This window comes from Austwickia chelonae NBRC 105200, assembly GCF_000298175.1.
Taxonomy (GTDB): Bacteria; Actinomycetota; Actinomycetes; order Actinomycetales; family Dermatophilaceae; genus Austwickia; species Austwickia chelonae.
Genome location: NZ_BAGZ01000008.1, coordinates 230,028 through 242,665, shown reverse-complemented (window position 1 = coordinate 242,665; position 12,638 = coordinate 230,028). Strand labels below are relative to the sequence as shown.

Annotated in this window: 11 protein-coding genes and 1 tRNA gene; 8 read left to right on the top strand and 4 right to left on the bottom strand. The window is 66.2% G+C overall.

The window, feature by feature from the left end; genetic code table 11:
* Window positions 1–4 precede the first annotated feature (4 nt).
* The 7 genes from AUCHE_RS07725 (at window position 5) to AUCHE_RS07695 (ending at window position 7,989) form a co-directional block, all read left to right on the top strand.
* Window positions 5–77 (top strand) — tRNA-Arg (locus AUCHE_RS07725).
* A 712-nt stretch (window positions 78–789) separates the two neighbouring features.
* Window positions 790–2,007, top strand: a complete 1,218-nt coding sequence (locus AUCHE_RS07720; protein WP_006502726.1) for a glycoside hydrolase family 27 protein — start codon at window positions 790–792, stop codon at window positions 2,005–2,007.
* Complete coding sequence (locus AUCHE_RS07715; RefSeq protein WP_006502725.1) at window positions 2,004–3,242, top strand: ABC transporter substrate-binding protein; 1,239 nt, start codon at window positions 2,004–2,006, stop codon at window positions 3,240–3,242. Before AUCHE_RS07720 ends, AUCHE_RS07715 begins: the two co-directional genes overlap by 4 nt.
* 69 nt (window positions 3,243–3,311) lie before the next feature.
* Window positions 3,312–4,184, top strand: coding sequence for a carbohydrate ABC transporter permease (locus AUCHE_RS07710; protein ID WP_006502724.1), 873 nt, complete (start codon window positions 3,312–3,314; stop codon window positions 4,182–4,184).
* A gap of 1 nt (window position 4,185) precedes the next feature.
* On the top strand, window positions 4,186–4,992 hold the full coding sequence (locus tag AUCHE_RS07705; RefSeq protein WP_006502723.1) for a carbohydrate ABC transporter permease: 807 nt from the start codon (window positions 4,186–4,188) through the stop codon (window positions 4,990–4,992).
* Window positions 4,989–6,650, top strand: coding sequence for a DUF4091 domain-containing protein (locus AUCHE_RS07700; protein WP_006502722.1), 1,662 nt, complete (start codon window positions 4,989–4,991; stop codon window positions 6,648–6,650). Before AUCHE_RS07705 ends, AUCHE_RS07700 begins: the two co-directional genes overlap by 4 nt.
* A 10-nt stretch (window positions 6,651–6,660) precedes the next feature.
* Complete coding sequence (locus AUCHE_RS07695; protein ID WP_006502721.1) at window positions 6,661–7,989, top strand: family 16 glycosylhydrolase; 1,329 nt, start codon at window positions 6,661–6,663, stop codon at window positions 7,987–7,989.
* Between the two features lie 44 nt (window positions 7,990–8,033).
* Here the strand turns inward: AUCHE_RS07695 and AUCHE_RS07690 are convergent, their stop codons facing one another.
* A complete protein-coding gene (locus AUCHE_RS07690; protein WP_006502718.1) occupies window positions 8,034–8,831 on the bottom strand; it encodes a DeoR/GlpR family DNA-binding transcription regulator in 798 nt (265 codons plus the stop codon).
* 104 nt (window positions 8,832–8,935) lie between these two features.
* Here AUCHE_RS07690 and AUCHE_RS07685 point away from each other — a divergent pair, with 104 nt between their 5' ends.
* Window positions 8,936–9,829: an SIS domain-containing protein gene (locus tag AUCHE_RS07685; protein ID WP_006502717.1), complete on the top strand. Its 894-nt coding sequence runs from the start codon at window positions 8,936–8,938 to the stop codon at window positions 9,827–9,829.
* 63 nt (window positions 9,830–9,892) lie between these two features.
* Here AUCHE_RS07685 and AUCHE_RS07680 read toward each other — a convergent pair whose 3' ends face one another.
* Genes AUCHE_RS07680 through AUCHE_RS07670 form a run of 3 tightly spaced genes read right to left on the bottom strand, consistent with a single transcriptional unit; the run spans window position 9,893 to window position 12,554 of the window.
* A complete protein-coding gene (locus AUCHE_RS07680; protein WP_006502716.1) occupies window positions 9,893–10,732 on the bottom strand; it encodes a class II fructose-bisphosphate aldolase in 840 nt (279 codons plus the stop codon).
* Window positions 10,729–11,649, bottom strand: coding sequence for a 1-phosphofructokinase family hexose kinase (locus AUCHE_RS07675; protein ID WP_006502715.1), 921 nt, complete (start codon window positions 11,647–11,649; stop codon window positions 10,729–10,731). Before AUCHE_RS07675 ends, AUCHE_RS07680 begins: the two co-directional genes overlap by 4 nt.
* Window positions 11,646–12,554, bottom strand: a complete 909-nt coding sequence (locus tag AUCHE_RS07670; RefSeq protein WP_006502714.1) for an ROK family protein — start codon at window positions 12,552–12,554, stop codon at window positions 11,646–11,648. The genes AUCHE_RS07675 and AUCHE_RS07670 overlap by 4 nt, the downstream gene beginning before the upstream one ends.
* Window positions 12,555–12,638: the final 84 nt, after the last annotated feature.

The following is a 12,638-nucleotide window of genomic DNA, read 5'->3' as shown; positions in this document are numbered from 1 at the left end:
TCACGCCCTCGTAGCTCAGGGGATAGAGCACCGCTCTCCTAAAGCGGGTGTCGGCAGTTCGAATCTGCCCGGGGGCACTTCTCATCTCTGCAGGTCGGACCTTTTTTCTGTCGGCTGGGGCCGCAGGAGGACCCCTGCGGCACATGTGCGACGAGCGAGCGGCCTGCTCTTGACCGACAGGGCCGTCAGGTCTTCGCCCCTCCCGCGTAGACGATCCCTCTTCCAAGTGCCTCGCCCAAGAGTGGCACCGTGGGGGCCGTCGCGGCCACGTCGGCCTTCCCCCACCGCGGGCTTGTCACGAGCAGTGAGTCAGCGCCTGAAACTCGCCTGGGAACGACTGCCGGTCGGGCCCAGAGGCCGGCCAAACCGGTGAACAGGACCAGGTCCGCGCAGTGCCGAGAAGCAGACCTCCGCATACTCCATGGCGTATGCCACCTGCGGCGGAGTCCCCGACACACGTCCCGCGCCGATTCCCCCCAAAACCACGGCACGCAATGATTGATCATGATTGGATTTAACCGAATTCGCTCTTAATAGCTCACCTGAGAAATGGCGTTCAGGGAGAGCACGGTGACCTCACTTTTCGTGATGGAGGAGGGCAATGGTGCATCCACGACCGATCACGGCTACGCCAGCCGCTGCCATCCTGTCCGACGGCAGCAACTCGCCACCGAATAGCACCGCGCCCGACAGGAGCCGGTGACCTTGCCCTCCGCCAGCCGACCTGTTCACCGCCGACCCACCCACCTCGATCCCCCCACCGATCGACCATCCCCAAACCGGACGACGATGTCCACCCCCGGAAAAGGAACGATCGCCGCCACCCCACCCATGGGGTGGTGCACCTGGAACGCCTTCCGCACCGCCATCGACGAGACGATGGTGATCGCGATGGCCGACGCCATGGCCAGCACCGGCCTACGCGACGCCGGATACCGCTACCTGGTGATCGACGACGGCTGGCAAGCACCCCGACGCGACCGACACGGACGCCTGGCCAGCGACCCCCACCGTTTTCCCAGCGGCATCCCGGCCCTGGTCGAAGAAACCGAGCGGCGTGGACTGACCCTGGGGATCTACGCCTCCCCAGGCCGCCAGACCTGCGCGATGATCTACGACCAATACACCGGGGAAGGGCTGGGCTCCTACGGCCACGAACAGCAGGACATGACCCAATTCGCCGACTGGGGCATCGGCTACCTCAAGTACGACTGGTGCGAAGCCCACCGGTCCGGCACCGGGCTGGACTATCGGAGTGCCTTCACCAGGATGCGGTCCGTGATCGACGACCTCGGCTGGCCGGGGATCTACTCCATCTCCGAGTACGGCCGGAGCAATCCCTGGGAGTGGGCCCCCGGCACGGCCCACTCCTGGCGGACCACCCCCGACATCCTGCCCACCTGGGAATCCATCCTGGGCATCGCCCACAACAGCCGATTCATCGGCCGATATGCCGGACCCGGAGGGTGGAACGACCTGGACATGCTGCAGGTCGGCAACGGAGAACTCACCGCCGCCGAATGTCGCACCCATCTGACCCTGTGGTCATTGCTCGCCTCACCACTGATGGCCGGCAACGACCTCCGGACGATGCCCGAATGGGTGTCCTCCGTGCTGACGAATCCCGGCGTCATCGCCATCGACCAGGACCCGGCGGGACGGCCCGGGAACCGTCTGCTCAGAGAGGACACCCACGAGATCTGGACCCGTCCCCTCGCCCGGGGCCGACATGCCGTGGCCGTCATCGCCACAGGCCGTGAACCCGTGCACGTCACCTGGGACGGCACGACCCTACGCACCCGGGACCCCCACGAAATGGCGATCCGTCTTCCGGTGACCGGTCCGCTCCGTGACATCTGGACCGGTACCGCCGTGGAGGACCGTGCGGTCGATCCTCACGACGTCCTCCTCGCCGTCCCCGATCAGCCATCCCCCGACCGAGGTCGGTCCCCCGCAGAGCACCCCGCCCCGGCCCAGCCGGCATCCCCCCGAGGAGACGAACGATGAGGGTTCGCACACTGGCCGCCCTAACCGCCCTGACCCTGCTGGCACCCGGGCTGGCAGCCTGCTCCGGATCCACCGGAACGAGCGGGAAGATGGAAAGCCTCACCGTGTGGGTCCCGCCCCTGGCCTCGGACAACCAGGACAAGGCCATGTGGGACGAGATCGTCAAACCCTTCGCCGACGAACACAAAGTGAAGGTCGATGTCACCGTCGTGCCGTGGGATTCCTACGAGACGAAGTACATGACAGGAGTGACCTCGGGTAAAGGGCCTGACGTCGGCTATATGTATTTCGAGATGCTCGGCGACTACATCTCCCGCAAAAAAGTTGTCGATCTCGACAGCCACTTGTCCGACACACAGAAATCGAATCTCATTTTCCTCGACAAGGGGAAAATCCGTGAAAAACAGTACGCCCTGCCCTTCGCCGTAGGAGGAGCACGCGTCATGTTCTACAACAAAGACCTGCTGGCCAAGGCGGACGCGCAACCGCCCACCACATGGGAAGAGTTCCTGGCCGTCTGCGAAAAACTGAAGAACGCCGGGGTCACCCCGTTCGTCGGCGCCTGGGGAGACCCCTCCCGCGGCACCTTGAATGCCCAGTTCTTCCCCTTCCTCTGGCAAGCCGGAGGAGAGCTGTTCAATGCAGAGGGGACGGCCACCAGGTTCGACTCCCCCGAAGCCATCAGAGCCGCAACCTTCATCAACGACCTCAAAACCAAAGGATATCTACCCGCCGAGGCCACCGGAACGACCCCCGACACCGCACACAAGGAGTTCCACACCGGAAAAGCTGCCTTCATGCTCGACACCGAAGCACACGCCCCGCAGCTGAAGAAAGCCGGCCTCAACTACGGATTCACCGCGTCCTTGAAGGACCGACGCGAGGGAACCTTCATCGCCACCGACTCACTCGTGATGCTCGACAAATGCGCCGACAAGAAGCTGTGCGCATCGCTGATGGATTTCCTCACCAAAGGCCCCCAGGCGGACAAGTTCCGCGAACGAATGCATTTCCCGCCGATCGGTAAAGACGCAAAGAAGGCGTACGACAAAGAATTCGCAGACATCTACACCGAACAGAAGGACATCCTTCACGCACTCCCGGTGATCACCAACGGCGCGCCCGCCTACAACGCCCTCTACAAGAATCTCCAACAGATGTTGGGTGGGGAGAAGACACCGGAACAAGCCATGAAGGATGCGGCCAAAGAAGGAAATGCGGCATTGAAGAAGTGATCGCCCGGTACGGGAGTCTGCGCCGTCGCCCGTCGCCCGAAGCACATCGGCCCCGAAGGAGGGAACCTCATGGGCATCCGACAACGCCGGTGGACAGGTCTGTGGTACGTGGCACCGTCGTTGATCGTCATCACCGTCGTCGCGATCGCCCCGATGGTGATGTCAGCCGGACTGAGCTTCTCCGACTACTCCGGTTTCGACAGCCCCCGGTTCACCGGTGCCGCCAACTACGAGAAACTGCTCGACGACCCTCATTTCTCCGCCGCACTCGTGAACACCGCGATCTTCACCCTGATCGCGGTTCCCTTGCAGACCGTGATCCCGATGGGCATAGCAGCGCTCCTGGTCGACACCCGGTGGCTCCTCCTCAACCGGATGGTGCGCTCGGTGCTCTTCGTCCCGGTCGTCGCCTCCCTGGTCCTGGTGGGCACGGTCTGGCAGTACATGCTTGCCCCAGGCAGCGGTTTCTTCAACACCGTCCTGCGCCGTCTCGGGCTCGCCTCGATCAATTTCCTCGGCGACCCGAACACGGCCTTGTTCTGCGTGGCTCTCGTCTCCGTGTGGAAGAACCTCGGCTACTTCCTGGTCATCTTCTACGCAGGCATCCTCGACATCCCCCGCGAGCTCTACGAAGCCGCCCAGGTCGACGGCGCGGGCGGATGGCGGCAGTTCCTGCACATCACCGTTCCCGGGCTGCGTCCGGTCGTCTTCCTGGTGACGGTGCTCTCCACCATCTGGTCATTCCAGGTCTTCGACCTGGTATACGCCATGACCGGAGGTGGTCCCGGCGGCGCCACCTCCACGATCGTCATGGCGGTCTACGAGTCGGCGTACAAGAGCTTCGACATGGGCTACGCCTCCGCCATGGCGATGGTGCTCCTCATGATCATCGCGGCCGCTTCTGCGGCACAACATCTGTTCTTCCGACGTCGGGACCGATGACATGGGACGCCTCAGCCGCATAGTTCTCTGGGCCGCGACCGCACTCCTGGTGATCTCGGCCGCTCTTCCGTTCGTGCTGATGCTCCTGACCGCTTTCCAACGGACGACCACCCTGCGTTTCGAGATCGACCCCGACGCGCTCACCTTCGGCAACTTCGCCGACCTGATGACCGTGCACGGATTCGGTCAGGCGCTGGTCAACACCACGGTCGTCGTGTTGATAGCGTGCGCCCTGAACAACATCGTCTGCGCAACAGCCGCCTACGGTTTCGCCGTTCGACCCTTCCCCGGGTCGAAGACGCTCTTCGCGGTCTACCTGCTCACCATGATGATCCCCAGCCAGGTCACGATGATCCCGCTCTTCCTGATCTTTCGTGAGGCCGGGTTGCTCGGCGGCTACCTCTCGCTGGCGCTGCCGGTCGTCAACGCCTTCGGCGTCTTCCTCATCCACCAGTTCATGGTGTCCATCCCGGTCTCGCTCTTCGAGGCCGCCCGGATCGACGGGGCCTCCGACCGTCAGATCTTCGTGTCGATCGTGCTGCCGATCATCCGGCCGGTCCTGGTGACCCTGACCGTGTTCACCTTCCTCACCACCTGGAACGATTTCCTGTGGCCCTTGGTCTCCGTCAACGACGACTCGATGCGCACGGTCACCCTGGCGGTCGCACAACTCAAGGGTTCCTTCGAGACTCAGTACGGGATGGTCATGGCCGGCACGACCATCGCGTTCACCGTGCCCTTCCTGGTGTACGTCCTCCTCCAGAAAGCCTTCGTCGAAGGCGTGGCGAGCACCGGGGTCAAAGGATGAACAACCGATGGACGGTGGTGCTCTGCGACGACCTGGAGAAGATCCGCACCCACCTCGCACCGCGTCCCCTGGACCGGAGGACACCCCTCGCCGGAAGACTCGGACAGCGGATTTCCTTCCAGGTGGCGGTCCGTCCTCCCGCCACCGCGCAGGATCGGCCCCCCGGCACCCCCAGCGTGCGAGTGACCACGGTCGCTGCCCACCCGGTCGTCCATCAGGTCGGCATGGTCCCGGTTCAGGTTCCGACGTGGCGCGACCACGACGAGGAATGGATCGACGACATTCCCGGCCTCTACCCCGACGTCCTGCTACCGGTGCGGCCGGACGAACTGCCCTCGGCAGGATGGAATGCCTATTGGGTCGACCTGCACCTGCAGGAACCCGGAGAACATCAGGTACAGGTCGAGGTGGAAGTGTCCGGTTCCCCGGTCGCGGTGGAACAGGTGCCGCTCCGCGTGGTCGACAGTATTCCTCGGCCGTCCCGGGTGGCCCATGTCGAATGGTTCCACGCCGATTGCCTCGCCGAGTTCTACCAGGACGACATGTGGTCACCGGGTCATTGGCGAGCCGTCGACTCCTTCCAGGCCGCTGCCGCCGACATGGGGGTGACCGGCCTGCTGTCCCCGCTGTGGACCCCGATGCTGGACATCGCCCCCGGACGTTATCGCACCACCTCCCAGCTGTTGGATCTCCACGAGCAGGACGGACACTGGGAATTCGGGACGACCCGCCTCGACCGGTGGGTACAGGGCCTGAAGAGACACGGGTTCACCCACTTCGAGGTGCCCCATCTGTTCACCCAGTGGGGCGCCGAGGCCACACCCCGGTTCGTCGTCGACGGTGAGCCACGGTTCGGATGGGGCACTCCTGCGACCGATCCGTCATACCGCGGTTTCCTCGAAGCCCTGGTGCCCTTCCTGCGTTCCTATCTGGACCGGGCCTGGGGCGGACCGGTGCTCTGGCACATCTCCGACGAACCCCGGCCCGAGCATCGGGCGGCCTATGCCGCCGCCCGGTCCGTGGTGGCTGATCTACTGGTCGGCGCCCGCACGGTCGACGCCCTGTCCGATCCGTCGTTCCTCGACCTCGTCGACGAACCCATCGTCGCGACCGATCACGTGGAAAGCTTTCTCGCGCAAGGGCACCCGGCGCGATGGGTATATCACTGCGTCTCCCAGTGCCGCGCGGTGGCGAACCGGTTCATCGCTCAACCGATGACCCGCCATCGAGCCCTGGCCCTCCACTTGCACGGACACCGGGCGGAGGGATTCCTCCACTGGGGGTTCAACTTCTACCGGACCCAGTTCGGACGACGTCCGGTCGACCCGTGGCAGGAAACCGCCGCCGGAGGCGCCTTCCTCTCCGGCGACGCCTTCGTCGTCTACCCCGGTCCGGGCCGACAAGCGCTGCCGAGTCTGCGTCACCGTGCCCTGTCCGCGGCCTGGGACGACCTCGCCCTGTGGGAGGCCGTCGCCGAAGTCCACGGCGACGAAGCGACCCGTCGACTCCTCGCCGAGGACATCGCCCGAGGTTTCCACACCCCCAGCCCCTCACCGGCGCGGCTCCACCATCTCAGATCGCACGCACTCACCCTCGTATCTGCCACTGCACGACCGCCGTCGGGCACCCCCTCCTCCCGCCACCGGAAAAGTCCCTGAGGAGAACACGATGAAGAGACGATCATTCCTGCAGGGGGCTGCGGCGCTCGGCACCGGAGCGCTGCTGGGCTCCCGACCGCAGGGCGCCCCTTCAGCCGCCGCCTCAGCTGGAATCCCCCGGTTCTCGGTGAAGGAACCGCTCCCTGAGTGCCGTTTCCAGAGTGAACTGATCGATCGGACCACCCCGAACCGTCCGGGTTATCTCCTCACCGCGAGCGACGAGTTCGCGGGAGGGCACAACCAGAAACTCTGGGTGGACCATTATCTGCCGCACTGGAGCACCCCCGACCGCACCAAGGCCCGGTACGCCCACGGTCCGTCCGCACTGCGGTTGCAGATCGAGAAGGACATGCCCGGATGGGACGCGGTGAAGGATCCGTACACCAAGGTGTCGAGTTTCCAGAGCTACGAACGCGACCATCTGCACCGATGGGCCGATTACTCGGGCGTGCACCATCACGAGACTCCGCAACGGAACTATCTGCAGAAATACGGCTATTTCGAGCTGCGTGCGAAGGTCGCCCCCGGCGGAGGACTGCATTCGGCGTGGTGGATGATCGGCGCCAACCAGGACAAGGCGGACGGTGACGGGTCGACGTCCGGTCAGGCTGCGGAGATCGACATCTTCGAATTCTTCGGACGGAACCGAGCCTCTCGAGGACAGATCGCCTTCCACGCCTGGCACGACCGCAGACTGCTGATGTGGGGACTGCCGAAGAAGATCGGGGCCCCCGGCGTGGACTATTCGCAGGACTACCACGTCTTCGGCATGGAGTGGGAGGAGAACCATCTGCTGTTCACCTTGGACGGCGCGGTGACCTGCCGTCAACGGCGGGCGCCGGACTACCCGCTGCTGACGCTCCTCGGCGTGTACGAGAAGACGCGCCCCACGTCATGGTCCGGTCCTTTCGACCCGACCGTCCCGTATCCGAAGACCTTCGAGATCGACTACTTCCGGGCATACCAGCGCGTCCCCGCTTTCCCGTGGCGGACGTGGTGGAGCGACGGCTATCTCGCGGGGACGGCGCGCGCCCGGAACCATGTGACCCGGCATCTGGGTGGCGGGGTGGGTAATCACGTGTCCTTACGGCATCTGTGGGTGCCTCGGGCCGGATTCCACGAGGTCGGGGTCGAGTACCGTTGCGCCGAGGCCCGTCCGTTGTATCTGCAGGTGAACGGCCGGGATGTCGTCGATCTGGGGAGGCTGGGTTCGGGTTCCTTCCGGGGTTCTTTCTCGGTGGCGAAGCGACGTCTGCCCTTGCAGGCCGGGTTCAACACGCTCACGGCGTTCTCGCCGCGTGAGCCTGCCCCGGACCTGGGGAGGGTTCTGCTCGGGTGAGGGCCTTGACCTGATCGGGTGGGCCGGTTCGGTTCCGGGCTCGTTCAGGCCAGGATGATCTCCGTTCCTTTTTCCTGGAGCGCGGTGAGTTCTTCCGGGTCGGCGCTGTCGTCGGTGACGAGGGTGTCGATGTCGTCGCTGTCGATCATGCGGGCGAAGGCGTGGCGTCCGATCTTGGCGCCGGTGGCGACGACGACGACCCGGTCGGAGCGTTCGGCCATGATGCGTCCGATCGCAGCTTCTTCTTCGTGTCCGCAGGTGGCTCCGTTCCGGGCGGAGAAGGCGGCGACACCGAGGATGGCGACGTCGAGCCAGAGTTGTTCCATGACTGATGCGGCGAGGGGGCCGGTGACTTCGTAGGACTCGGGTCGGGCGATGCCGCCGAGGCTGACGCAGCGGAGGTAGGGACGCAGGACGAGTTGTCCGGCGATGTTGAGGGCGTTGGTGACGACGGTGAGGGTGGCGGTCTCGTGCTGGGCGAGGTCGGGTCGGCTGGCGATGCGATGGGCGACGTCGGTGGTGGTGGTTCCGCCGTTGAGTCCGACGACAGCGCCGGCGGGGAGGAGGTCGGCGGCTCGTTGGGCGATCCGGCTCTTGGCGTCGTCGGGGGTGGAGGAGCGGTAGCGGGCCGGTAGGTCGTAGGCGACGGTGGTGGCGACGACGCCGCCGTGGGTGCGGGTGGCGAGTTGTTGGTCGGCGAGCAGCCCGAAATCGCGGCGGATGGTGGCTTCGGAGACGCCGAGTTCGGCGCAGGCCTCGGTGACGCTGAGCCGTCCGCGTTCGCTGAGGAGGTCGAGCAGTGCGGCCCACCGGTGGCTGCGTCCTGAGGTGTTGTCGGCCATCGATGATCTCCTGGCATGCGTCACTATTGATTGGTTATGATCGATTTTAGGTTTCATCGATCAGTAATGGTCTTCCTGGTCTCTCTACTCAGGGGAGGAACTCCATGAGTGGTAATCCGTCCTATCTTGCCCTCGAACTCGCCGACCAACCGGACGACTGGGCCTGGGCCGGCACCCGCGCCGCCGAGATCGCAGATCTGCTCCCCGCCCCCGGCGAGCGCGTCGCCGCCATCGGTTGCGGAACCTCCCTCTACATGGCGCAGGCCTACGCCGGACTACGCACCCGCGCCGAAGCAGGATGGACCGACGCCTTCCCCGCCAGCGAACACCACCTCGAACGCGGCTACGACCAGGCCGTGGTCATCTGCCGATCGGGCACCACCACCGAGATCGTCGACGTCGTCGACACCCTGCACCGGCTGCGCATCCCCCACGTCGCCCTCGTCGGCACCCAGGACACACCCGTCGCCCGACGGGCCGACAAGGTCATCGACATGTCACGGGTCGACGAGAAAAGCGTCGTCCAGACCCGATTCGCCACCACCACCTTGTCTCTCCTACGCGCGTCCCTGGGCGAAGACCTCGCCGAGGCCGTCGCCGACGCCCGAGCGGTACTCGACGAGACACCCCCGCACGACCGGCTCGTCCACGCCGAACAGTTCACTTTCCTGGGCCGCGGGTGGACCGTCGGATTGGCCCACGAAGCCGCGCTGAAACTCCGCGAATCAGCCCGCCGATGGACCGAGTCCTATCCCGCGACGGAATATCGGCACGGGCCCATCAGCATCGCCGGTCCGAACCGGGTGGTCTGGGCTCTCGGCGAGGTCCCCGCCGGTCTCGCCGAGCAGGTCACCGCGACCGGCGCCCACTTCGAACACCGCGACAGCGATCCGCTCAGCGAACTGGTCCGGGTGCATCGGCTCTGTCTGGCCGTCTCCACGGCCCACGGGCTGGACCCGGACGCACCGATGCACCTGACCCGGTCGATCATCCTGTGACCGGGTGAAGACCGCCGCCCACCACCGCGGCCCACCTATCGCGGCCTCGCCACCGTCGGCCGCTCAGACTGCAGCGAGCAGGTTCATCAGGCGGGCGCTCTCCGCACGCACCGCGTGCCGGGCCGGCCCGAAGAACTTCCGGGTGTCGACCGTGCCGGGGTTCTCCGCCAGGTAGTCGCGCAATGCCGTGGAGAAGACGACATTCAGATGGGTCGCGATATTGATCTTCGTCATCCCGGCACGGACAGCCGCAGAGAGGAGCTCGTCCGGCACCCCCGAGGAGCCGTGCAGCACCAGCGGAACAGGAATCGCCCGTCTGATCTGCGCGATGAGCTCCAGGTCCAGACGTGCCGTCCGCTCGGTCATCGCGTGGCTCGACCCGACCGCCACGGCGAGCGCATCGACCCCGGTGTCCGCCACGAAACGAGCGGCTTCCGCAGGATCGGTGCGTGCGCCCGGCGAGTGGGCTCCGTCCTTGCCGCCGATCTCACCCAGCTCAGCCTCCAAGGACACCCCCCGGTCGCGACAGTTCGCCGCGAGGACACCGGTGTTCTTCCGGTTCTCCTCGTCGGGCAGTCTCGACCCGTCGTACATCACCGAGGTGAATCCGAAGTCCACGGCTTCGGCGATCAGCTCGAGGTCGGTGGCGTGGTCGAGGTGGAGCACACAAGGGACCGGCGCCTGATCCGCCAGTTCACGGGTGGCGGCCGCGATCGGCGTCAACAATCCGCCGTGGTACTTGACGCAGTTCTCACTGATCTGCAGCACGACGGGCAGTCCGGTGTCCGAGGCCGCCGCGACCAGGGCTTCGGCGTGCTCGACCTGGATGACGTTGAAGGCTCCGACCCCGCGCCCGGTCCGATAGGCCGGAGCGAGCACATCGGACAGGGTGGCCAGACTCATACGATCTCCTCGATCACGACGTGGGTGAGCATCCCGTCGGCCCGCTCCGGATCTACGCAACCCGCGACTGGGCTGAGCACAGCAGCAGCGGACCAGGTCACGGCTCGTCGCAGAGCCTCCCCGAAAGCACGTCCGTCGACGGCGGCGGCGGCGAAGGCCGCTGCGAGCGCGTCACCGGCTCCGGTCGGGTTGCCGCTCAACGGGGCGTCGAGATATGCCCGGACGGGAGGTCGCTCCGGGCGGACGAGGAGGATTCCGCGTTCACCGTCGCTGACCACGACCTGGCGGGCACCGTGCCGGAGCAGTTCCTCGGCGCCGGCTACCGGGTCGTCCAGCCCGGTCGCTGCCGCGAGTTCGATGCGGTTGGGTTTGACCAGGTCCGGTCTTTCCGTGCAGGCCGCCAGCAGTGCCGACCCGCCGACGTCGACGATGCGGACGACGTGTTCCCCGCAGCTGTGGAGCAGCCGGGCATAGCAGGTGTCGTCGGCGCCTGGCGGCAGGCTTCCGGAGATGACGAGGACTGCCGGGCCGGGCCGGGCCAACAGTCGGTGGGTCCGTCGTTCCAGGCTCGTCCAGCTCCCGGTGTCCAGGAGAGGTCCTGCCTCGTTGAGCATGGTGGCCTTCTCCGGGGTGAGGACGTTGACGGTTCTGCGGTTCTCGCCGTCGAAGGGCACGAAGTCGTCGGGGTCGAGTCCTCGGACGCGCAGGTCTTCCGCGATGAGCCGCCCGGTGGCTCCGCCGAGGACGCCGGTGGCGGTCACCGGATAGCCGAAGTCGCGGAGGACGGCGGCGACATTGATGCCTTTGCCGCCGGCTCTGGCGGCGACCTGTTCGATGCGGTGGCTATGTCCGGGGTGGAATTCGTCGAGCCGGTAGGTGATGTCGAGTGCGGGGTTCGCGGTGACGGTGACGATCACGTTTTCTCCAGGAGTCGCCAGGCGAGGCGGCCGGCTCCGAGGCATCCGGCGAGGTCGCCGAGGCGCGCGGGGACGATCTGCAGGGGACGCAGTGCGCTGCCGTGGGCTGCGGCGCGGGTGCGCAGGGGCTTGAAGAGGGTGTCCCCGGCGTTGGCGAGCCCGCCTCCAACGACGGCTACGGGGATGCCGCAGGCATTGGCGGTGAGGGCGAGGACCCGTGCGAGGTGGTCGACGGCCTCTGCCCAGATCTCGCAGGCCAGTGGATCTTCTGCTTCGACTTTGGCGGCGACGGTGTAAGCGTCGACGGTGGCGGGGTCGATGCCGGCTCGGGTCGCATAGCGGTGGGCGATGGCTCGCGCCGAGGAGTGTGCTTCGAGACATCCTCGGGCACCGCAGGGGCATTCCGGGCCGTCCGGGTCGACGACGGTGTGGCCGATCTCTCCGGCGTAGCCACCGGCGACGAGTTCGTGGCCGTCGACGCGCAGGGCGGCGGAGATCCCGGTGCCGATGGGCATGAAGAGGACGTCGGGGTGGTGGCGTGCGGCGCCGATCCAGCTCTCGGCGACGAGGCCCGCTCGGACGTCGTGGCCGATGGCGGTGGGCAGGCCGGTCGCTTCGTGGATCGGGTGGTGCAGGTCGAGGTCGCGCCAGTGGAGGTTCGCCGATCTGATGCCGAGGTTGCGGCTCTCGTCGACGACGCCGGGGACGGTGACTCCGATGGCTTGGGCAGGGTGTGCGCTCTGCTGGGTGAGCCGTTCCAGGAGTTCGGCGACGGTCCGTCCGAGGTGTCGGTTCACCGTGGCGGGGGTGGGGGCGGTGAGGGTGTGTTGCAGGCTGCCGTCGGCGCCGACCAGTGCGGCTTTGATCCGGGTGCCTCCTACGTCGAGGGCGGCGACGTAGGTCACTTTCTGCCTCCGTGGGGTGCACGGCGGGGTCGTGGTGCGGTCGTGCTCGCATCACTCTTCGCCTCGTTGCGTAGAAATGATTGG

Excerpts from the sequence above, each read along its gene's own strand:
- AUCHE_RS07720 (WP_006502726.1), top strand. The coding sequence starts at position 790 with ATGTCCACCCCCGGAAAAGGAACGATCGCCGCCACCCCACCCATGGGG.
- AUCHE_RS07715 (WP_006502725.1), top strand. The coding sequence starts at position 2,004 with ATGAGGGTTCGCACACTGGCCGCCCTAACCGCCCTGACCCTGCTGGCA.
- AUCHE_RS07710 (WP_006502724.1), top strand. The coding sequence starts at position 3,312 with ATGGGCATCCGACAACGCCGGTGGACAGGTCTGTGGTACGTGGCACCG.
- AUCHE_RS07705 (WP_006502723.1), top strand. The coding sequence starts at position 4,186 with ATGGGACGCCTCAGCCGCATAGTTCTCTGGGCCGCGACCGCACTCCTG.
- AUCHE_RS07700 (WP_006502722.1), top strand. The coding sequence starts at position 4,989 with ATGAACAACCGATGGACGGTGGTGCTCTGCGACGACCTGGAGAAGATC.
- AUCHE_RS07695 (WP_006502721.1), top strand. The coding sequence starts at position 6,661 with ATGAAGAGACGATCATTCCTGCAGGGGGCTGCGGCGCTCGGCACCGGA.
- AUCHE_RS07690 (WP_006502718.1), bottom strand. The coding sequence starts at position 8,831 with ATGGCCGACAACACCTCAGGACGCAGCCACCGGTGGGCCGCACTGCTC.
- AUCHE_RS07685 (WP_006502717.1), top strand. The coding sequence starts at position 8,936 with ATGAGTGGTAATCCGTCCTATCTTGCCCTCGAACTCGCCGACCAACCG.
- AUCHE_RS07680 (WP_006502716.1), bottom strand. The coding sequence starts at position 10,732 with ATGAGTCTGGCCACCCTGTCCGATGTGCTCGCTCCGGCCTATCGGACC.